The organism is Roseospira navarrensis, assembly GCF_009601025.1.
Lineage (GTDB): Bacteria > Pseudomonadota > Alphaproteobacteria > Rhodospirillales > Rhodospirillaceae > Rhodospira > Rhodospira navarrensis.
The window spans coordinates 1-20,902 of record NZ_WIVE01000066.1 but is presented as its reverse complement, the minus strand read 5'-3'; the positions used below and the strand labels follow the sequence as shown (position 1 = coordinate 20,902).

21 protein-coding genes are annotated in these 20,902 nt (G+C 69.5%); 8 read left to right on the top strand and 13 right to left on the bottom strand.

Translation table 11 applies throughout. From position 1 onward, the window contains the following. Positions 1–256, bottom strand: a 256-nt coding sequence (locus GHC57_RS16010; RefSeq protein ID WP_211369222.1) for a gamma-glutamyltransferase, incomplete at its 3' end; no start/stop codon positions are given. A 164-nt stretch (positions 257–420) separates the two neighbouring features. Between GHC57_RS16010 and gpt the strand changes: the two genes are divergently transcribed. After that, complete coding sequence (gene gpt, locus GHC57_RS16005) at positions 421–939, top strand: xanthine phosphoribosyltransferase (RefSeq protein WP_153346075.1); 519 nt, start codon at positions 421–423, stop codon at positions 937–939. 12 nt (positions 940–951) lie between these two features. On the opposite strand, the gene GHC57_RS16000 is transcribed toward gpt, so the two are convergent. From GHC57_RS16000 to mutM, 8 genes are all read right to left on the bottom strand, one after another. Beyond that, positions 952–1,749: a Crp/Fnr family transcriptional regulator gene (locus GHC57_RS16000; RefSeq protein WP_153346072.1), complete on the bottom strand. Its 798-nt coding sequence runs from the start codon at positions 1,747–1,749 to the stop codon at positions 952–954. A 137-nt stretch (positions 1,750–1,886) separates the two neighbouring features. After that, positions 1,887–2,051, bottom strand: a complete 165-nt coding sequence (gene ccoS, locus GHC57_RS15995) for a cbb3-type cytochrome oxidase assembly protein CcoS (protein WP_153346070.1) — start codon at positions 2,049–2,051, stop codon at positions 1,887–1,889. Beyond that, positions 2,048–4,501 carry a heavy metal translocating P-type ATPase metal-binding domain-containing protein gene (locus tag GHC57_RS15990; RefSeq protein ID WP_153346079.1) on the bottom strand — a complete coding sequence of 818 codons (2,454 nt, stop codon included), beginning with the start codon at positions 4,499–4,501 and terminating at the stop codon, positions 2,048–2,050. Before GHC57_RS15990 ends, ccoS begins: the two co-directional genes overlap by 4 nt. A 40-nt stretch (positions 4,502–4,541) precedes the next feature. Further along, a complete protein-coding gene (locus GHC57_RS15985) occupies positions 4,542–5,087 on the bottom strand; it encodes a FixH family protein (RefSeq protein WP_153346068.1) in 546 nt (181 codons plus the stop codon). Between the two features lie 231 nt (positions 5,088–5,318). Beyond that, positions 5,319–5,585: a 30S ribosomal protein S20 gene (gene rpsT / locus GHC57_RS15980; RefSeq protein ID WP_153346065.1), complete on the bottom strand. Its 267-nt coding sequence runs from the start codon at positions 5,583–5,585 to the stop codon at positions 5,319–5,321. 235 nt (positions 5,586–5,820) lie between these two features. Beyond that, positions 5,821–6,597, bottom strand: coding sequence for an enoyl-CoA hydratase (locus GHC57_RS15975; RefSeq protein ID WP_153346063.1), 777 nt, complete (start codon positions 6,595–6,597; stop codon positions 5,821–5,823). Between the two features lie 96 nt (positions 6,598–6,693). After that, a complete protein-coding gene (locus GHC57_RS15970) occupies positions 6,694–7,116 on the bottom strand; it encodes a hypothetical protein (RefSeq protein ID WP_153346061.1) in 423 nt (140 codons plus the stop codon). 48 nt (positions 7,117–7,164) lie between these two features. After that, complete coding sequence (mutM, locus tag GHC57_RS15965) at positions 7,165–8,001, bottom strand: bifunctional DNA-formamidopyrimidine glycosylase/DNA-(apurinic or apyrimidinic site) lyase (protein WP_153346059.1); 837 nt, start codon at positions 7,999–8,001, stop codon at positions 7,165–7,167. Positions 8,002–8,105: 104 nt separating this feature from the next. Between mutM and GHC57_RS15960 the strand changes: the two genes are divergently transcribed. Both GHC57_RS15960 and ubiB read left to right on the top strand, forming a co-directional pair. Then, on the top strand, positions 8,106–8,981 hold the full coding sequence (locus GHC57_RS15960; RefSeq protein WP_153346057.1) for a class I SAM-dependent methyltransferase: 876 nt from the start codon (positions 8,106–8,108) through the stop codon (positions 8,979–8,981). A 39-nt stretch (positions 8,982–9,020) separates the two neighbouring features. Further along, positions 9,021–10,568, top strand: a complete 1,548-nt coding sequence (ubiB, locus tag GHC57_RS15955; protein WP_153346055.1) for a 2-polyprenylphenol 6-hydroxylase — start codon at positions 9,021–9,023, stop codon at positions 10,566–10,568. Between the two features lie 104 nt (positions 10,569–10,672). On the opposite strand, the gene GHC57_RS15950 is transcribed toward ubiB, so the two are convergent. From GHC57_RS15950 to GHC57_RS15935, 4 genes are all read right to left on the bottom strand, one after another. Then, a complete protein-coding gene (locus tag GHC57_RS15950; protein ID WP_153346053.1) occupies positions 10,673–11,593 on the bottom strand; it encodes a glycosyltransferase family 2 protein in 921 nt (306 codons plus the stop codon). Then, on the bottom strand, positions 11,590–13,101 hold the full coding sequence (locus GHC57_RS15945; protein ID WP_153346051.1) for a hypothetical protein: 1,512 nt from the start codon (positions 13,099–13,101) through the stop codon (positions 11,590–11,592). Before GHC57_RS15945 ends, GHC57_RS15950 begins: the two co-directional genes overlap by 4 nt. A gap of 74 nt (positions 13,102–13,175) precedes the next feature. Then, entirely contained in the window at positions 13,176–13,763 is a 588-nt protein-coding gene (locus tag GHC57_RS15940) for a class I SAM-dependent methyltransferase (RefSeq protein WP_153346049.1), read from the bottom strand. 33 nt (positions 13,764–13,796) lie between these two features. After that, positions 13,797–15,320, bottom strand: coding sequence for a B12-binding domain-containing radical SAM protein (locus GHC57_RS15935; protein WP_170294922.1), 1,524 nt, complete (start codon positions 15,318–15,320; stop codon positions 13,797–13,799). A 283-nt stretch (positions 15,321–15,603) separates the two neighbouring features. Here GHC57_RS15935 and trpB point away from each other — a divergent pair, with 283 nt between their 5' ends. From trpB to GHC57_RS15910, 5 genes are all read left to right on the top strand, one after another. After that, positions 15,604–16,830, top strand: a complete 1,227-nt coding sequence (gene trpB, locus GHC57_RS15930; RefSeq protein ID WP_153346045.1) for a tryptophan synthase subunit beta — start codon at positions 15,604–15,606, stop codon at positions 16,828–16,830. Further along, complete coding sequence (gene trpA, locus GHC57_RS15925; protein ID WP_153346043.1) at positions 16,830–17,669, top strand: tryptophan synthase subunit alpha; 840 nt, start codon at positions 16,830–16,832, stop codon at positions 17,667–17,669. The genes trpB and trpA overlap by 1 nt, the downstream gene beginning before the upstream one ends. A 16-nt stretch (positions 17,670–17,685) precedes the next feature. Continuing rightward, entirely contained in the window at positions 17,686–18,780 is a 1,095-nt protein-coding gene (gene accD / locus GHC57_RS15920) for an acetyl-CoA carboxylase, carboxyltransferase subunit beta (protein ID WP_153346041.1), read from the top strand. A gap of 2 nt (positions 18,781–18,782) precedes the next feature. Further along, entirely contained in the window at positions 18,783–20,117 is a 1,335-nt protein-coding gene (locus GHC57_RS15915) for a bifunctional folylpolyglutamate synthase/dihydrofolate synthase (protein WP_343031194.1), read from the top strand. 161 nt (positions 20,118–20,278) lie between these two features. Further along, positions 20,279–20,773 carry a PilZ domain-containing protein gene (locus GHC57_RS15910; protein ID WP_153346040.1) on the top strand — a complete coding sequence of 165 codons (495 nt, stop codon included), beginning with the start codon at positions 20,279–20,281 and terminating at the stop codon, positions 20,771–20,773. Positions 20,774–20,902: the final 129 nt, after the last annotated feature.

Genomic DNA, 20,902 nt, shown 5'->3' with positions numbered 1-20,902 from the left:
TCTCGGGGGTCACGGACCGGCCCGCCGCGCCGCAGGCCTCGATGGACAGGGGCGCGCGGCCCGGCCGCGCCACCAGCCAGAACGCATCCCCGCCCAGGCCATTCATGTGCGGGTAGACCACGGCGATGGTCGCGGCGGCGGCCACCATGGCCTCGATGGCGTTGCCGCCGTCCTCCAGAACGCGCAGGCCGGCGCGCGCCGCCAGATGATGCGGCGCGGTCATCATGCCCCGTCCGGCCGTAAGGGTGTGCAGCATGCGTTGTCCATCCGCTGGCGTATCGTCGGGTTTCCTGTATGGGGGATTCCCGGGGCCGCCGTCCAGAGCCTCGTCGTTGGTATCCCGTCCGGCAGTGTTGCCCGCCCCGGGCCAGGAGGGTATGGAAGGGCCCTCGCGCGCCACACTTCGGATGGACGGTATCGATGGCCAAGGACTACACTCACAGTATTTACATGCCGATCCCCTGGGAGATCTTCCATCGCGATACCCGCATGCTGGCGCAGCGGATCCTGGCCCAGCAGGATCATTACGCCGGCATCATCGCCATTGCGCGCGGCGGGCTGATTCCGGCCTGCATCATCGCCCGCGAACTGGACATCCGCACCGTCGAGGCGGTCAGCATCGCCAGCTATGACGACCGTGCCCAGGGTCAGCCGCGCATGCTCAAGGGCGTGGACACCGAGTTGGTGGGCGACGGCGAGAACTGGCTGGTGATCGACGATCTGGTGGATTCCGGCCTGACGGCGCGGGTCGTGCGCGAGCTGCTGCCCAAGGCCACCATCGCCACCGTCTACGCCAAGCCCGAGGGCCAGACCACCGTCGATCTGTTCGCCGTGCCGGTGAAAAGCGAGCTGTGGCTGCTGTTCCCGTGGGACGCCGAACTGCGCCCCAACGAGCCCCTGGCCCGGGCCTCTGGCCTCGGTGAGGACCTGTCGGCCTGATCCGGCGCGCCGTTATCCGCGCGCCGTCCCGTCGGAGACGGCGCGCAGGGCCTCGGCGCGGCAGATGTCGATATGGTTGGGCGTGGGCAGGTCGATCAGCCCGTCCCGCTTGAACGCCGTCATGGTGCGGCTGACCGTCTCCACCGTCAGGCCGATATAGTCCGCGATGTCCGCCCGCCCCATGGGCAGGGCCAGCGGCGACGGCGGATCGCCCCGCCGCCGCGCCCGGTCGGACAGCGACAGCAGGAACGTGGCCACCCGCTCCCGCGCGGTCTTGCGCCCCAGCAGCAGCACGTGATTGTGAAACTGGGCCAGCTTGGCCGTCATGCGCAGCATGATGCGGTGCTGCACCTCCGGCGCCGTCTCCGACAGGTCGTTCAGCCGCTGCATGGGTAGGCGACACACCTCGATCGGCGTGATCGCCTCGGCCGTGTAGGCATAGCTGCCGTCCAGGCAGAACCCGAACATGTCGCCCCGGAAAAAGAACCCGGTGATCTGCCGGCGTCCATCGGGCATCAGCTTGTAGACCTTGATCGCCCCGGACAGCACGCTGTAGACGGCGGCGCCCTCGTCACCCTCGCGGAACAGGGTATCATGGGCGTCATGCTGCACCGTGCATTGCACGCGGCGGATCGAGGACACGGTGCGCGGCGCGAAGCCGTCGCAGAAGGCCAGCGAGCCCAGGTCGCACTGCGCGCAGGACCGGGTGCGCACCCGCGCCTTGTCCGCCCGGGCCAGCACGTCGCCCGGCCAGTCCGCCGATGCCGGAGAGGCGTCACGACGCGCGATGGTGGCGGCGGCACGGTTCATGACCCAGACTCCTTCCCGGTCTCGCGCGGGCTCCGAACCGCCCGCATTTGATCCAGATCAACCCATATCATGGTTGCCTCATAGACGCGCCCGCTCTTTGGAAGGTCTTCCAAAGGCGGACGTTCGTTCCCGTTCCGTCACGGCTGTCCCGGCCCGTCCTGCGGATCATCATCGAACAGGATCCGGTGCGCCGCCCCGTCCAGGTCGTCGAACTGCCCGCTGCGCAGCGCCCACAGGAACGCCACCAGACCCAGCAGTCCCAGGGCCAGCGCCAGGGGAATCAGAAACAGCAGGATGTTCAAGCCGCTTGCTCCTGGGCTGGAAGGCCGACGGGTTCGCGGCGGGACAGGCGCATGGCGTTGCCGATCACGACCAGGGACGACGTGCTCATGGCCACGGCGGCGATCAGCGGGGTCACCTGCCCGGCCAGGGCAAGGGGAATCGTGATCGCGTTGTAGGAAAACGCAAGGGCGAAGTTCTGCTTCACCAGCCGGTCGGCCCGGTCCGCCACCGCCAGCGCCCCCAGCAGCGGGGCCAGCCGCTCGCCCTGGAACACCACATCGGCCGCCGTCTGGCTGACATCCACGGCGCTGGAGGGCGAGGCCGAGACATGCGCGGCCGCCAGCGCGGGGGCGTCGTTCAGCCCGTCGCCCACCATCAGCACACGCCGCCCCTGGTCGCGCAACGCCGCCAGCCGGGCGACCTTGTCGGCCGGGGTCTGCCCCGCGCGCCAGGTGTCGAGCCCGGCTGCGCGCGCCACCGCCGCCACCGTGGCCGGGCGGTCGCCGGACAGCAGTTCCACCGCCATGCCCCGCGCCTTCAGGGCCGAAACGACGGCGGCGGCGTCCGTCCGCACGGTGTCCGTGAACCGGAACCGGACCGGCGTCCCCGGCCCCCGCCGCAGCCAGAGTTCCGGGCCGCCCTCCCCGTCGGGATCGGCGGGCGCGTCACAGAACGCGGCCGAGCCCAGACGGACCGGCCCGGCGGAATCGCCGTCCCAGGCCAGGCCGGCGCCCGGATGCTCGACCACGCCGGGCAGCGCGGGCGTGCCCGGGGCTGCCGCCGCGATCGCTCGCGCCAGGGGATGCCGGCTGTTCGCGGCCAGCCCCGCCGCGAGGCGCAGGTCGTCCGGCGTCCAGCCCCAGCCCCCGCCCGGCGCATCCGGGCCGCCCGGGCACAGCTCCAGGCGCCCCTGTGTGAGCGTGCCGGTCTTGTCGAACACCACGGTATCGGCCTCCCGCAGGCGCTCCAGCGCGGTGGCGCTCTTGAGGAACAGGCCGGCCCGCAGAAGCCGGCCGCTGGCGATCACCTGCACCACCGGCACGGCCAGGGCAAGCGCACAGGGGCAGGTGATGATGAGCACGGCGGCGGCGATCAGCAATGCATCCTGCCAGGGCAGCCCGGCCCCCAGCCACCAACCCAGGAACGCGCCCAGCGCCAGCACATGCACGACCGGCGCATACAACCGCGCCACCCGGTCCGCCAGCGCCACATAGCGCGCCCGGCCCTGCTCGGCGGCCTCCATCATGCGCACGATTTCGGCCAGAAGAGTGCGCTCGCCCACCGCATCCACGGTCACGCGCAGCGCGGCCGACAGATTCAGCGTGCCGGCGAACACCCGCGTGCCGGGGCCGGTGCGGCGCGGGGCGCTCTCGCCGGTAATCAGGCTGGTGTCCAGGTCGCTGACCCCGGACGCCACCGTGCCGTCCACGCCCACCCGCTCGCCCGGGGTCACCAGCACGGTGGCGCCCACGGCCACCCGCTCCGGCCGGCTGGCGCGGGCACTGCCGTCGGGCTCGATCACGGTGACCGAGCGGCTGCCCAGGGCCAGCAGGTGTTCCGCCGCCGAGCGCGCCCGGCCGCGCGCCCGGCTGTCCAGGTAGCGCCCGATGAGCAGGAAGAACAGCAGCATGACGGCCGCATCGAAATACGCATGGGGACCGCCACGCGCGGTCTCCCACAGGCTCATGCCGGCGGCCAGCAGCACGGCGAGCGTGATCGGCACATCCATGTTGGCCCGCCCCGCCCGCAGCGCGGTGACGGCCGAGCGCGCGAACGGACGGATGCCGTAGGCGATGGCCGGCAGCGCGATCAGGGCGGAGAGCCAGTGCATCAGATCGCGGGTCACGGCCCCCATGTCGCCGCCGAACCAGACCGAGACCGAGAACAGCATCACATTGCCCGCCGCGAACCCGGTCACCGCCATGGCGCGCAGCAGGGCCTTTTCCGTGCGGTCCGTGTCGCGGCCGAGCGCGGCCGGATCGTAGGGGACGAGGCGGTATCCCACCGCCAGCACCGGATCCAGAATCCGCCGCGCGCCCCGGTCCTCGGTGGCCGGGTCGTCCCGGTCATCCTGGGGCATCCAGCGCAGCGTGAGCCGGCGGGTGGTCATGTTGACGCGGGCATGGGTCACGCCCGGCTGCAGGGTCAGCAGGCGCTCGATCAGCCAGACGCAGGCGGCGCAGTGGAGACCCTCCACCAGCAGGTGAACGGCGGCTTCCCCGGGCTGGGCCCCCTCGCTGACATGCGGCGTGTAGTCCGGAATGGCGTCCGGATCGGTGTCCGGCTTCAGGGCGCGCGTCTCGGGGTCCAGGCAGCGCCGCTCGTAGTAGCGGTCGAGCCCCAGCCCGTTGACCAGCTTGAAGGCCCCCTCGCAGCCCACGCAGCAGAACCCGGGGCGACCGGCAGCGCAACAGTCGTCGGTGATGGGCTCGCCGCAATGTCGGCAATGCGTCCAGCCCTCGGACGGCATCGGGGCGCCGTCGAACCCGGCCGTCTCGGCGGTCAAGCGGTCACTCCGTCCGCAGGCGGCGACGCATCACAAAGGTGTCGTCGCCCCGCTGCACGGTGAACAGCATGTCCCACTGACCCGGCTTGGGAAGGGTGACGGCTGTTTCGTAGCCCCCCTCTCCCACCGGAACGAAGGAGACGGTCTGGTCCATGCCCTGTTCGGCCGGTCGCCGGATCTCCGCGGTGACGGACGCGCCGGACAGAGGCCGATTCTCGGCATCACGGCCATCCAGGCGCAGGGTCGCGCGGCGCACGTCGCCATCCCGGTCCACCCCGACCAGATCGGCCGTCCAGGTCCAGCCCAGGGCTTCCTGCGCCTCTTCCTGCGCGACCTTGTCGTTGTAGGCGAGCCCCTCCACGTAGGCCTGCCGGGTGCTGAGCCCCGAGAAGGTGGAGGTGGCGAAATACAGCATGGTCATGTTGGCGCCGAGCACCACCATGAAGCCGAGCACGAAGGTATAGGGAATCCACCAGCCGCGCTGACGGGTCCCGCGGCCGGAGTCGGACGCGGTATGCGCGGGGCTGGGTGTCGTCGGGTTGCCGCTCATCGATCGACCGGCTCCATTCTGACCGGAGGACCGTCCCTGCCCTCAGGGTGGGCGGCCGGACCGACGCGGGCCGCCCGTCCGGGCGCGGACGGAATGGGCCCTGAATACCGCATCGCGGCGCTCGGGCCAAGCACGAGCGTCAGCCGACCAGAGGGCACGTGCGCACGACAAAGCCCGCCACCCGGAGTCACCCGGGAGCGGGCCGTCGTCGGCACGGCGTGGCCTGGAGGATCAGGCGCCCAGGGCCTTCACGCGCGCGGACAGACGCGAAATCTTGCGGGCGGCCGTGTTGCGGTGCAGCACGCCCTTGGTCACGCCGCGATGGATTTCCGGCTGGGCGGCGCGGAAGGCAGCACGAGCCTCATCGGCATTGCCGCTGGCCACGGCCGTTTCGACCTTTTTGATGAAGGTGCGGATACGGCTGATACGCGAATGGTTGATCGCGGTGCGACGCGCGTTGCGGCGGATGCGCGTCTTGGCCGACTGATGGTTCGCCATGGATGCTCGCTTTCCCTCGGCTCTGAAACGTGGTGTGACAGGGTCTGTTGCGATCGGGACCGGCCTGGGCCGCGAACGGAAACGCCCGTTGCGCGGCCCGGGCCCGCACGCCCGAAAGGGCGACGGCCCCGAAAGACGCCGTCCGCGTGAAATCGGAAGGGGCGTTTTATAGGCGCAGGTCCCCGTCCCGTCAACCGGGAAAGCGCGGAACTGCGCCGCAAGCGGCCTGAACCGCCTACTTGTTCTTGAAATCCGGCTGGCGCTTTTCGACGAAGGCGGCCATGCCTTCCTTCTGGTCGCTGGTGGCGAAGGTGGAGTGGAAGATGCGCCGCTCGAAGCGCACGCCCTCGGACAAGGTGGTCTCATAGGCCCGATTGACCGATTCCTTGGTCATCATGACCACCGGCAGCGACAGATCCGCGATGCGCGAGGCCACCTTGATGGCCTCGTCCTTCAGGTCGTCCACGGGCACCACGCGGCTGACCAGCCCGGACCGTTCCGCCTCGGCCGCATCCATCATGCGCCCGGTCAGGCACATTTCCATGGCCTTGGACTTGCCCACGAACCGGGTCAGGCGCTGGGTGCCGCCCGCCCCCGGCATGGTGCCGATGGTAATCTCGGGCTGACCGAACTTGGCGTTCTCGGCCGCCAGGATGAAGTCGCACATCATGGCCAGCTCGCAACCGCCGCCCAGGGCATAGCCGGATACGGCCGCGATCACGGGCTTGCGGCAGGCGCTCGCGCGCTCCCAATCCACGGTGATGAAATCCGCCATGAACACGTCCATGTAGGACTTGGCGGCCATCTCCTTGATGTCGGCCCCGGCGGCGAAGGCCTTTTCGCTGCCGGTCAGCACGATGGCGCCGATTTCCGGGTTGGCCTCGAAGGCGTCCAGCGCCTGCGCCAGTTCCCGGACCAGCCCCTTGGACAAGGCGTTCAGGGCCTTGGGGCGGTTCAGGATGACGACGCCCACCTTGCCGTGGGTCTCGACCAGGATGTTCTCGTAGGCCATGGGATCGTGCTCCGCGTTCTGGCCCGCGTCGGGCGCGGGGGATCAGTCGAGTCTTCTGAATCAGGCTTGCAATCAGGACCAGGCAGGCGCCCCGGTTCAGGGGTCGGGCGTGATGCGGAACCGCACCGTCAGCGCCGCGCCGGGGGCGGTGTCTTTGCCGGCGGCGGGAAAGTCCAGGGTCAGCACCTCCCCTTCGCGGCGGAAGGTCAGGTCGTCGTCCCCCGCCCGCCAGCCCAGATGCGGCAGGCTCTCCCGGTAGAAGGCGCGCACCCGCTCCGCCGGCACGTAGCCCACGGCCCAGGTCTCGACGATGCGGCCGTTGGGGCTTTCGAACACCACCCCCCGCTCGGGAACCTCGCGCAGACCAGCCATCAGCGGCAGGTCCTCGGTTCCGCTCACGAAGCTGGCCGGCCCCAAGGCGGATGGCCCGGCGGATGGCCCGGCGGTTGGCTCGGCGGGCGCGCCGTCCTGGGCGAGCGCGCACGGCGCAGCCGCCGCCAGGGCCGCGGCGACCATCACACTGCGCAACGCTTTCTCAGGCAGGTTTTGCATCGCCGGAACGCTACATCACCGCTGTCGTGTGGCACAATAAAATGTGGAGCGCCCGGTCTGGACAAGCCGCCGGATGCCGCCGGTCCGCGCCGGATCGCAATCGCAGCCGGGGCAAGGCTTGCCTTCCTTGCCGTAGACGGAAAACGTGTGCTGGAAGTAGCCCAGCTCGCCGTTCGCCTGGCGGTGATCGCGCAGCGTGGAACCGCCCGACTCCAGCGCTGCGGCAAGCACCGTCTTGATGGCCCGCACCAGGCGGTTCGCGCGCGCGCCCGTCACCGAGCCCGCCAGGCGGCGCGGCGACAGCCCGGCGTGAAACAGGCTTTCGCACACATAGATATTGCCCAGACCCGCGACGACCCGCTGGTCCAGCAGGGCGGCCTTGATCGAGCACCGCTTGCCCGCCAGCCGCCGCGCCAGCGCCGGCCCGTCGAAGGCGTCGTCCAGGGGCTCCGGCCCCACATGCGCGAAGAGCGGATGGCTGGCCAGCTCCGGCGCCGTCGTCAGGTGCAGCGAGCCGAATCGGCGCGGGTCGTGATAGGTGACGCGAACACCCTCCTCGGTGTCGAACAGGACATGGTCGTGCGGGTCCGGTGGTCCCTGCGGCCGCACCGCCAGAGAGCCCGACATGCCCAGGTGCGCGATCACCACGTGGCCGTCATCCAGATGGATCAGCAGGTACTTGGCCCGGCGGCCCAGATCCACCACCCGTCGCCCGGTCAGCGCCCGGGCGAACCCGCGCGGCACCGGCCAGCGCAGCAGCGGCTGCCGCACCGTCACCGCGGCCAGCCGATACCCCTTCAGGATCGGGATCAGGCCGCGCCGGACGGTCTCCACCTCGGGCAGTTCTGGCATCGCGTTCCGCCTCTCCATCGGCGCGGCGGGTCCTGCAAAAAGGGGCCGCTTCCGCGTTGCGACATATCTAGCACCGTCCGACGTGATCGGCTAAGGTGCGCGCCATGACACAGCACGGCTCCGACTTTCCGGAGTCCGGTTCCGCCGCGTCGGCCGACCCGGACTCCACCCACTTTGGATACCGCACCGTCCGCGCGGCCGAAAAGGCCGGCATGGTGCGGGGCGTTTTCGATTCCGTGGCCTCGCGCTACGACCTGATGAACGACCTGATGAGCGGCGGCGTCCACCGCCTGTGGAAGGATTCGTTCGTCTCCCAGGTCGCGCCCCGGCCCGGCATGACCTGCCTCGACGTGGGCGGCGGCACCGGCGACATCGCCTTCCGGCTGCTCGACCGCATGACGCGCAAGGCGGAGTTCATGGCGCGCCAGCGGGCCCGCGTGGCGGGGCACGAGGATGAGACCGACGTTTCGGTCCCCGTGGCCGGCGGCGGGCGCGTGCTTGTGAGCGACATCAACGAGAGCATGATCCGCGTGGGCCGCGACCGCGCGCTGGACCGGGGCCTGGTGGACGGCCTGGACTGGCTGGTGGGCGATGCCGAGGCCCTGCCCGTGGATGACGCCAGCGTGGATGTCTACACCATCGCGTTCTGCCTGCGGAACGTCACCCGGATCGACGCCGCCCTGGCCGAGGCCCGCCGCGTGCTGAAACCGGGCGGCCGGTTCTTCTGCCTGGAGTTCAGCAAGGTCGTTTTGCCGGGCCTGGACCGGCTGTACGACGCCTACTCGTTCTCGGTGCTGCCGACGCTGGGCCAGATCGTGGCGCGGGACCGCGAGTCCTATGAATATCTCGCGGAAAGCATCCGGCGGTTCCCGTCGCAGGACGAGCTGGTCCGCCGCATGACCGCCGCCGGCCTGCAGCGCGCGCGCTACAGAAACCTGTCGGCCGGCATCGCCGCCGTTCATTCCGGCGTGCGCCTTTAGTCCGGCCGCCCCTTCCATTCCCCTGTCCGGCCCGGTGTCATGCTCCGCCTGCCCCGAATCCTGCTCCGCCTGTGGGTGATCGCGCGTGTCCTGGCGCGCCATGACGCCCTGTTCCTGATGGAGCGGGTCGGCGTGGCCGCGCCCGTCGTGTCGGCCGCCCGCCTGTTCGTGAACCGCAATGCCCCGGGCCGCCCGGGGCAGCGGCTGGCCCGCGCCCTGGCGGAACTCGGGCCGACCGCGATCAAGTTCGGCCAGGCGCTGTCCATCCGCTCGGACCTGCTGGGCGAGGAGATCGCGGCGGACCTGTCGGATCTTCAGGACCAGTTGGCGCCGTTCCCGTTCAGCGAGGTCCGGCGCATCATCGAATCCGAGTTCGATCGCCCGCTGGAAACGATGTATGCGGAGTTCGACGAAACGCCCGTCGCCGCCGCCTCCATCGCGCAGGTGCATTTCGCCGTCACGCCGCCGGAGTTGAACCACCCCACCGGGCGCAAGGTGGCGGTGAAGATCCTGCGACCCGATGTGGCCACCAACTTCCGCCGCGACATCGCCGTTCTGTACTGGCTGGCGGACATCGTCGAGGCCGCCCGCCCCGACCTGCGCCGCCTGAAGCCCGTCGAGACCATCCGCATGTTCGAGGACTCCGTGAACATGGAGATGGACCTGCGGTTCGAGGCAGCGGCCGCCAGCGAGATGGCCGAGAATTTCGAGGACGACCCGACCTTCCGCGTGCCCGAAGTGGACTGGAGCCGCACCAGCCAGCGGGTGATGACCCAGGAACGGATCGTCGGCGTGCCGGTGGACGAGGTGGACCGCCTGCTTGCGGCCGGCCTGGACCCGCTGGAGATCATCCGGCGCGCCGCCGATGCCTTCTTCAACATGGTCTTCCGGGACGGCTTCTTTCATGCCGATCTGCACCCCGGCAACATGTTCGTGGAGCCGAACGGCACCGTGGTCGCCGTGGATTTCGGCATCATGGGCCGGATCGACCGCCCCACCCGGCGCTATCTGGGGGAGATGCTGCTGGGCTTCCTGAACGGCGAGTACCGCCGGGTGGCCCAGGCGCACTTCACGGCCGGCTGGATCCCCGCCGACCAGTCCCTGGAGTCCTTCACCCAGGCCTGCCGGTCCATCGCCGAACCCATCATGGGCAAACCGCTCAACGAGATCTCCATCGCCCGCCTGCTGGGCCAACTGTTCCAGGTGACCGAGACCTTCGAGATGGAGGCCCAGCCCCAGCTTCTGATGCTGCAAAAGAGCATGCTGGTCACCGAAGGCGTGGGGCGCACCGTCGCCCCGTCGGTGAACATGTGGGAACTGGCCCGCCCCATGATCGAGGCCTGGATGATCGAAAACCTGGGGCCCATGGGCCGCCTGCGGGACGGCATGGAGTCCATTACCGGCGCCGCCGAACGCCTGCCGCGGATCCTGGAGCATGCCGACCGGGCCGCCTCGTTGATGGGCGAGGACGGCCTCCGGCTGCATCCCGACACGCTGAAGGCCATGCGCCCGCGCCGCAACCCGGTCCTGCAGGTGCTGCCCTGGGGCCTGGTGGCCGTGCTGGCCACGCTGCTGCTGGTGGATTGAGGGCGCATCACAGCGGCGACCCGCCTCATACTGATCGGCGATGAACCGGACTCGTCCGCTTTATCGCCTCCGCCGCTTCGCGCGGCCGGCGCTGTCGCCCGGTATCACCAACTCCGTTTCTGGAAGTCCTGGTGCAGGCGCTTGTTCATCATCTCCGCCAGCATGCCCAGCACGCCCAGTTGCAGGCCCGTGACGAACAGGATCAGCGTGGTGACGTCGGCAAACTGGTCGAGCAGCAGATAGGACGCGAGCCCCCAGGCGATGGACAGCGCGACCAGACCCAGGCTGACCGGCACGAACAGCTTCAGCGGCGCGAAATACAGCGAGATCCGCGTAATCAGGAGCACGAAGTTCACCGGCTCGCGGATCGGATGGATCTTGGAGCGACCGATGCGCTTGAGGTAATTGATGCGGCAGTAGCGCACGTCGAAGCCATTGGTCATCATGGCCAGCGTGATCGTGGTCGTGAACGAAAAGCCGTCCGGATACAGCGTATACGCTTGCATGGCCGCATCGCGACGGAACACGCGCAGCCCCGAGTTGATGTCCGGAATCCGCTGACCGGCCACGAAGTTCGCCAGTCGGCCCAGAAACCACTTGGCCGGCTTGCGGATCATCGGCACCGCGACCTTGTCGCCGGTGCGCGCGCCGACGGCCATGTCCGCGCCCTCCTCCACGACCAGTTTGACCAGGTCGGGCAGATGCTCGGGCGGATAGGTGCCGTCCGCGTCCGTGATGGCGATGAAGTCGTAGCGGGCCTTGCGCAGGCCATGCTTGAGCGCGGCGCCGTACCCCATGTTGCGGGGATTGCGCAGGATGCGGATGCCGTCCCCGAAGGCTTCGAGGCAGGACAGCGTCCGATCCTCCGACGCGTCGTCCACGGCCAGAATCTCGAAGGGCAGGCCCAGGCCGGAGACCACGTCGATCAGGTCTTTCATGCCCTGGGTGACGCCGCCTTCCTCGTTGTAGCACGGCACAATCACGGTCAGGCCGCGCGACCCTTGAAGGGCCTCGGGTTTGGTCATGGATACTCATCCTCATCGAACTCGGGCGGCCAGGGCCCCGTGCGCACATAAATCTCGAACCCTTGCCGGGTCTCGGACAGGGTGTATGCGGACCACAACCGGGCGAACCGGGGGTCCCGCAGGGCCCAGGGCAGATAGTCGAACGACACCGGGCCGAAGTAGGGCTTGGGATCGCGGACATCGACGCCGACCGCGCCCGGCCCGCGCCGTTCAAAATCCGCCAGGATCGCATCGCGGGCGAACCGCTCCACATCGGCCAGGTCGGCCGCGCGGCCCTCCGCCTCGGCCCGGGCCAGGGCCGGGATCATCCACAGCGTGTTGAACCGAGAGGCGGGCTCGACCCCCGCAACCTGAAGACCGGGATAAGGGATCGAGACATTGGTCGTGAACACATACACCGGCGCGCCGCCCCCGGCCTCGGCCAGAGCCGCCGCCAAATCCAGGCGATAAATGCGGTCGGCCACATGGGCTCGCTGACCGACCAGGAGACATACCACGGCGAGTCCGGCGACGGTCCAGACGCGCCCGGTCCCGGTACTGACCCGCATGCGAGTGAAGGCCAGCAGAGCCAGCAGCCAGGCGCCAAAGACCAGAACCGGAACCCTCTGGTAGCTCCAGCCCTTTTTCTGCAGCAGGAAAATGGCCAGCGCCGCGACGGCCGCCACCAGAGCCGCCACCACGATGCCGTCGGCGGGGCGGGGCCGCAGCCTCAGCCACCCCAGCAGGGCGATCGTGAACAGCACCGTTTCGGGCCGCAGAAGCAGGTTGCCGATGGGCTGCGTAAAGGACCCGAAGACCCGCGCATACACAGGCAGATTGACCGCGAAGTAGTCCGGGTAGAGGGCCACGACCAGCAGCGCATATCCGCCCAGCAGCCCGCCCAGGGTGAGGGTCTCGGGCCGGAATGGCGTCCGCCAATGCCGGTGGCGCCACAGAACAGCGATCTCCAGCACCAGCGGCAACAGCAGGAAATGGGGCTTCAGCGCCATGCCAAGGAAGGCCAGCGCTCCCACCGCCACGCCCAGTCCGCGCGGGACGGCCCGGCCGTCCAGACGCAGGCCGGCCAGAATCGCGTAAGGGACCGCACCGATCACGAACAGGTGGTCGCGTTGGCCGAAGTCCACGGTCGGGGCGACGGTCAGGATCACGAACAGGACCAGCGGCAGCCAGGTACGGGCGCGCGGCCCGAGATCCGGGCTCCGCGCCAGGAGCGCCCCCGCCAGCGTCGCCGCCGCCGCGCACCACAGCAGCACGCCGGGCACCAGCACCTGGATCCCCAGCGCGGGAAGGCCGAACGCCGACATCTGCCGGTCCGCCGCCACCATCAGGGCATGGATCCACGGCGCCAGCGGCGGATTGGCCATGAACTGGTCGCGATACAGGGACAGTCCGTCCAGATAGCGTTCGCCGGCCAGCAGCAGGAAGGCACTGTCGTGGTTGATCGGTCGCGGCCAAATCCATAGCGCCACGACCACCGCCACGGCGGCGTAGACGGCTACGACACCCACCGGCTCGATGCGCCCCCCTGATGTGGGCCGAACCGCCCCGGCCACGGCCGAGGGGGACTGATGGGGGTCTCCGATCACGGTGTCCCCGACCGCTTCACGAGGCAGAAGGCCTGATTCAGGCCGGCGCAGAAGGCCCGCGACCCGGCAAAGTCGAACCGATCCCCGGCCAGCGCGCGCAGGCTCTCGGCCGTGTAGTAGCGTTCGTGCTCCTCGCCGATGTCCCTGGCGTACAGGGCGATCACCCATTCGGCGGCGCGCCGGGGCGTGGTCAGGATGAACCGCCCCCCCGGAACCAGCACCCGATGGATCTCCGCCAGCACGGGCTCGGGATCGGCGATGTGCTCGATGACGGCCAGCATGGTGACCACGTCCAGGGACCCGTCGGGAAACGGCAGGCCGTCCTCCGCCCGGTCCCCCAGCTTGCGGTCGAGGCCGTACCGATGGGCGGCCGGCGAGCGCCGCAGGAAGTAGCCGTCGCCGCAGCCGATATCGAGGTGACGGCCCTCCGCCTCCAGGCCTTCGGGCAGGAAGCGCCCGGCGTGGACGGCGCGCAGCCAGCGGGTCAGGCGCATCGCCTGACGGCCGAGGGCGCCCCGCCCCTCGATGTAGGCGAAATCGTCCAGACCCCGCCCCGAGGCAATCCCGTTCTCGATGGTCAGCATCCGCCGCCGCTCCTTCCACCCAACCCGCCGCGATCAGCTGTTGCTGGGGTAGGCGGCCCCCGGCACCGGCTGGACCACCGTCTTGTAGAGTTTCTGGTTCGGCGTCATCGTGAACACTGACAGGCCCGCCCGGGCCTTGCGCATCAGTTCCGCCGACGATCGGATGCGGGTCATGCTGCGCAGCACGTATCCGGGCCGCATGTAGAACGACTTGTACATCATCACCAGATGCTTGCGCAGTTCGTCACGCGTAAAGTTCTCCTCCCACACCGGCAGTTCAAAATCCGGCGCGGGGTTGCGCACGAAGTCGCGCCAGACGTCCGACTTGAGAATACCCTTCTCAAGGGCCTGGGCATAAATCTGGGTACCGGGATAGGGGCAGAAGATCGTGAAATGCGCATAGGTCGGATTGAGCGAACGGGCCAGGTCGAGCGTGTCCTGCAGGTCGTCGGCTGTCTCCGTCTGCTGGCCCACCATGAAGTAGCCCAGCGTTTCCATGCGCACCGCCTTGGCGGCGGCGAAGGCCGCCCGCACCTTCTCGACGGTGGTGTTCTTGCGGATCACCTTCATCATGCGGTCGTTGCCCACCTCGACGCCGAAGTGGATGCGGTCGCAGCCCGCCTCGCTCATGTGCTTCAGCAGGTCCTTGTCCACCGTGTTGACGTGGGCGCGCACGTCCCACGTGAACTTGATCTTGCGCCGGATGATCTCGTCACACAGGTCGTGCACCCTGTCCTTCCGGACCGTGAAGGTGTCGTCGTAGATGAAGGCCTCGTCGATGCCCTGCGCCACGCACTGCTCGAACTCGTCGGCGATGTGGCTGGCACTGCGCCAGCGGAAGCCCGAGATGACCGGCGAGTTGGGCCGGTCGCAGAAGGTGCAGCGGAAGGGGCAGCCCCGGCTGGTGAACATGGTGGTGACCACATTCTTGCGGCCGAGAAGGGAGCGGTAGTCCTCGCGGTCCACCTTGTGCCGGGCCGGGAACCCCAGCGTGTCCAGCTTGTCCGTGCTGGTCGCGATGCCGTTGTTGCACACCCGCCCGATCTCGTCTCGGTAGACGAGCCCCGGCACCGTCGGCCAGAGGTCCGGCGAGTCGATCTTGTCCAGCAGATCCAGGAAGGCGATCTCTCCTTCCCCCTGGACCAGGAAGTCCACGTCGTCGAGCGCGATGGTTTCCGCCGGGAACAGATGCACATGCGGGCCGCCCAGCACGATCTTGGCGCGCGGCAACACGGCGCGGATGACCCGGCAGGTCTCGACCACGTCGATGAGCGTGAAGGTCATCGCCGTCAGACCGACCACGTCGGCGCTCCGTCCGGCCAGGTCGCGGGCCAGTTCGGGATAGGTATAGCCCTTGGGCTGGGCGTCGAGCACCGAGACCCGGTGTTCGGAATGGCTTTCCAGGTATCCCGCCAGATACAGCAGGCCGAGCGGCGGATTGTAGCCGCGATGCTTCTCGACGATGGCGGGGTTCTTGCCGATCAGTTCGTTGAACCGGGGCGCGTTGAGCAGCAACACATCCTTCGACGCGCACGGGCGGACGGGGTCCGGTCGCATGGCTGACGTCCCTTTTCTGAAGGCCCGGTTCCACGGAATCCTGACACAGGATCTTCCGCTTGCGTTAAGAAATCCTGACGGTCCAGGCGATCGGCAGGATGGTGTCCATTGAACCGGATCCGGCCCACGCCCTCTGTGGTGCCGGTCACAGGTTGGCGCCCCCATGAACCACGCCCCGTCCCGCTGCCGTACCTTCAGGATCCGGGCTGCCGACCGACATTTGCTCTAGGCCCGGCGGGCACCCCCGCGCTATAAGGCGCGGGCGCAACGAGATGGGCTGACGATGACCAAGGCACTCAACACCTTCCGCGCCGGCGCCGACGAGAACGGGCACTTCGGCATCTTCGGCGGCCGCTACGTGGCCGAGACCCTCATGCCCCTCATCCTGGAGGTGGACGAGGCGTATCAGGCCGCGCGCGCCGACCCCGCGTTCCAGGCGGAGCTGGACGGCTACCTGAAGCACTACGTGGGCCGCCCCAGCCCGCTGTACTTCGCCCGGCGGCTGACCGAACACCTGGGCGGCGCCAAGATCTACTTCAAGCGCGAGGACCTGAACCACACGGGCGCGCACAAGGTGAACTCGTGCATGGGTCAGATCCTGCTGGCCCGGCGCATGGGCAAGACCCGCATCATCGCCGAGACGGGCGCCGGACAGCACGGCGTCGCCACGGCGACCGTGTGCGCCCTGTTCGGCCTGAAGTGCGTGATCTACATGGGCCAGACCGACATCGAGCGGCAGGCCCCCAACGTGTTCCGCATGAAGCTGCTGGGCGCCGAGGTGAAGTCGGTCACCAGCGGATCGGCGACCCTCAAGGACGCCATGAACGACGCCATGCGCGACTGGGTCGCCAACGTGGACGACACCTATTACCTGATCGGCACCGTGGCGGGTCCGCACCCCTACCCCACCATGGTGCGCGACTTCCAGAGCGTCATCGGCGACGAGACCCGCGCCCAGATCCTGGAGCAGGAAGGCCGCCTGCCCGACAGTCTGGTGGCCTGCATCGGCGGCGGCTCCAACGCCATGGGGATGTTCCACCCGTTCCTGGACGACCCGACGATCCGGATCGTGGGCGTCGAGGCCGCCGGCGACGGCATCGACACGCCGCGCCACGCCGCCTCCATGACCGGCGGGCGACCGGGGGTGCTGCACGGCAACCGCACCTACTTGCTGCAGACCGAGGACGGCCAGATCACCGAGGCGCACTCCATCTCCGCCGGTCTGGACTATCCCGGCGTGGGGCCGGAACACGCCTGGCTGAAGGACACCGGCCGGGTGGAATACGTGCCCATCACCGATGCCGAGGCCATGACGGCGTTCCAGGAGACCACCCGCCTGGAGGGGATCATTCCCGCCCTGGAAAGCGCCCATGCCGTGGCCCAGGCGATGAAGATGGCGCCCGACCTGCCCAAGGATCACCTGATGGTGCTGAGCATGTCCGGGCGCGGCGACAAGGACGTCAACACCGTGGCCCGCGAACTGGGCGTGGAGATGGGAGGGTCCCTGTAATGGAAACCGCCACTGCGCCCCGCCACCGCAGCGCCGCGACCACGCCGGAGACCGGCCGCATCCAGGCCCGGTTCGCCGCCCTGAAGGCCGAGGGCCGGGGCGGTCTGGTCACCTACGTCATGGCCGGCGATCCCGACCGCGAGGCCAGTCAGGCGATCCTGAACGGATTGCCGGCGGCCGGGGCCGACATCATCGAGCTGGGTATGCCGTTCTCCGACCCCATGGCGGACGGTCCGACCATCCAGGCCGCCGGTCAGCGCGCCCTGAAGGCCGGGCAGACGCTCAGGGGCACCCTGGAGATGCTGGCCCGATTCCGCGAGACGGACACGGACACCCCCGTGGTGCTGATGGGCTACTACAATCCCATCCATAGCTGGGGCGTGGATCGCTTCGCGGCCGACGCCGCCGCCGCCGGCGCCGACGGCGTCATCATCGTGGACCTGCCGCCCGAGGAGGCCCCCGAGTTGACCGGGCCGCTGAACGCCCACGGCCTGCACCTCATCATGCTGGCCGCGCCGACCACCGACGCGGCCCGTATGCCGGCCGTGCTCGCGCACGCCGGCGGATTCCTGTACTACGTCTCCATCACCGGCATCACCGGCACCCGCTCGGCCGACGAAACCCAGGTGGCCGAAGCCGTCGCCCGCCTGCGGGCGCGCACGGACCTGCCCGTCGCCGTCGGCTTCGGCATCCGCACGCCCGAACAGGCCGCCGCCATGGCCCGCGCCGGCGATGCCGCCGTCGTCGGCTCGGCCCTGGTCGACCGCATCGCCAAGGGCGAAGACGCCCTCGCCTACGTCGCCGCGCTGGCCGAGGGTGTGCGCACCGCCCGCGCCTGACACAACGAGAGCCCCCATGAACTGGCTGTCCGATTACGTCCGCCCCAAGTTCCGCAACCTCGTGGGCAGCACGCGCGAGGTTCCGGACAACCTCTGGCACAAGTGCTCCACCTGCGGGCACATGATCTTCCACAAGGAGCTGGACAAGGCTCGGCGCGTCTGCACCCAGTGCGGCCATCACATGCGCCTGCCCGTCAAGCACCGGCTGGCGATGCTGTTCGACGACGGGTCGTATGACCGCATCCCCCTGCCCAAGGTGCCGGCCGACCCGCTCAAGTTCCGGGACGTCAAGCGGTACACCGACCGCCTGAAGGATGCCCAGTCGCGCACCGCCGAGAGCGACGGACTCATCGTCGCCCATGGCCCGATCGAGGGCCGCACGGCCGTGGTCGCGGCCTTCGACTTCGATTTCATGGGTGGTTCCATGGGCATGGCCGTCGGCGAGGGCTTCGTGGCCGCCGCCGAAAAGGCCGTCGAACTGGACGCGCCCCTGATCGCCATTCCGTCGTCGGGCGGGGCGCGCATGCAGGAGGGCATCCTCTCCCTGATGCAGATGGCCCGGGTCACCGTGGCCGTGGACATGGTCAAGGACGCCGGCCTGCCCTACATCGTCGTGCTGACCGACCCGACCACGGGTGGCGTCACCGCCTCGCTGGCCATGCTGGGCGACATCGCCATCGCCGAGCCGGGCGCCATCATCGGCTTCGCCGGGGCGCGCGTGATCGAACAGACCATCCACGAGAAGCTGCCGAAGGGCTTCCAGCGGTCCGAATACCTGCTGGAACACGGCATGGTGGATATGGTGGTGCCGCGCGACACCCTGAAGGGCACGCTGGCGCGGGTGATCCGGTTGCTGACCGTGCCCGTGGAGCCGGTCGCCCAGACCACCCTGCCGACGGTGGTGACCCCCGATCACGTCGAAGGCCACCGGGAGACGGAACCCACCGGCCCGGTGGATGACTCGGAAGACCCCCATCCCGACGTCGAGGTGCTGCCGCCGTCCGACGGCGACAAGGCGGCGCGTCGCAAGACCGCGCCGGAGCGGGAGCGCCGCACCGGGGATTCGGCGGCCGCCTCCACCGCCGCCGATCAGCCCCCACCCGAGGCCTGACGGTGTCCACCGGGGTCGCCCCATCCCTGTCGGCCTCGTCGCGTCCGCAGCCATCGGACCGCGTGCTGGCGCGGCTGCTGGCGCTGCACCCCAAATCCATCGATCTGGTGCTGGACCGGGTGTGGCGCCTGCTGGCCCGACTCGACCACCCGGAGCGTCGCCTGCCTCCGGTGGTCCATGTGGCGGGCACCAACGGCAAGGGCTCGGTCGTGGCCTTGCTGAGGGCCATGCTGGAGGCCGCGGGCCTGCGGGTGCACGTCTACACCTCGCCCCACCTGGTGCGCTTCGCCGAGCGGATCCGGCTGGCGGGCACGCTGATCGCCGAGGACCACCTGACCGCGCTTCTGGAAGAGTGCGAGTCCGTCAACGGCCCGGACCCCATCACCTTCTTCGAGATCACGACCTGCGCGGCCCTGCTGGCGTTCTCGCGCACGCCGGCCGATGTGGTCCTCCTGGAAACCGGGTTGGGCGGACGCCTGGACGCCACAAACGTGGTCGAGCGTCCGGTGCTGACGGCGATCACACCCATCTCGATGGACCACGAGGCCTATCTGGGCGACACCCTCTCCGCCATCGCCTTTGAAAAGGCGGGGATCCTGAAACCGGGCGTGCCGGCCGTGTGCGCCGCCCAGACCCCCGAGGCAACGGGTGTCCTTGAGCAGCGCGCCGCGGCGGTGGGCGCGCCGCTCAGCCTGGACGGGCGCGACTGGACGTGGCGGCGCGCCGAGGGCGGCGGCTTCTTTCTGGACGGCGAGGCGTGGCCCATGCCCACGCTGCCCGGCGACCACCAGCGCGCCAACGCCGCCCAGGCGATCCGCATGGCGCGCAGCCTGCCGCCGCCCCTGCAGCCCGACGAGCACGCCATCCGCACGGGTCTCGCGCGGGTGGACTGGCCAGCGCGCCTGCAACGGCTGCCGCGCGGCCCCCTCGTGGCCCGCCTGCCCCACGGGTGGGAGGTCTGGCTGGACGGCGGACACAATCCCGGCGCCGGGGCGGCTCTCGCCGCCGTTCTGGAAACCTGGCCGGCGCGCCCGCTGCATCTGGTGGTCGGCATGCTCGACACCAAGGACCCGGTCGGTTTCCTGCGCCCCCTGGTCGCGCGGGCCGAGGCCGTGCATGTGGTGCCCGTCCCGGACACGCAGGCGGGCCTGCCGACCGAGGGGCTGGCGGACCGCGCGCGGCGCGCGGGCGCCCGCGCGGTCCTCGAACACGAGGCGGTCGCCAACGCCCTGGACCGGATCGCGGAAACGCGGGTCGGCTCCGGTCGGGTGGTGATCTGCGGATCGCTCTATCTTGCGGGCGGCGTGCTGGCCACGAACGGCCCCCTGCCCCTCTAGACCGAGCGCGCAGGCCCTGATTTCGGTGGGGACACCCCTCGATCCGGCTTGGCGGCGCGCGCAAAGTGCGAGACGATTTGAGGCACCGGCGGAGACCGGATCGCCCGGGGCGCCCCATTGGACCGCCGCCACCCCGCCCAGGACGGAAGGGAGAACGGACAATGACCGCGGATCATGGAAGCCATGACAGCGACGACCACGGCCCGCGCCGCAGAAGCGCCCGGCGCCGACGGGTGCTCAAGGGGGGGTGGCTGGTGCTGGGCGACGGGTCGTCCTCGATCCGCTGCTTCGTCAAGGACATCTCCGCCACCGGCGCCCGGATCGAAACCCAGGACGGCGACAGCGCGCCCCAGGGACGCCTGACCCTGACCCTGTCCGACGGCGAAACGCTGGAGGCCGAGGTCGTTCGCCGATCCGGCGTGGAACTCGGCATCCGTTTCGTACCGCCGGGACAGCATCCCTCGCTGGCCCCTCCGCCCGACCGGGTCGAACAATTGATCGACCGCATGGACGCCATGGGCCTGCAAACCGTGCTCGACGAGATCGAGGCCCTGGGTCTGATGGACGACCCGGAGGTCGCGCACCAGACGGAAGCCCTGATGCAGGCCTATACGGCGCTTTATGGGCGCCTCTCAAGTAAAGTCGGGCCCTGGTAGGCTGGGAACCCGGTCCGGAGCGGTGCGCCATCGGAATCGAAAGGCTCAAATAGCGTTCGCTATGCATTCCCGGATTTGGTATCATGAAGGATACCGAACGCGGGAGGCGGGCATGGATCGGGACACGTT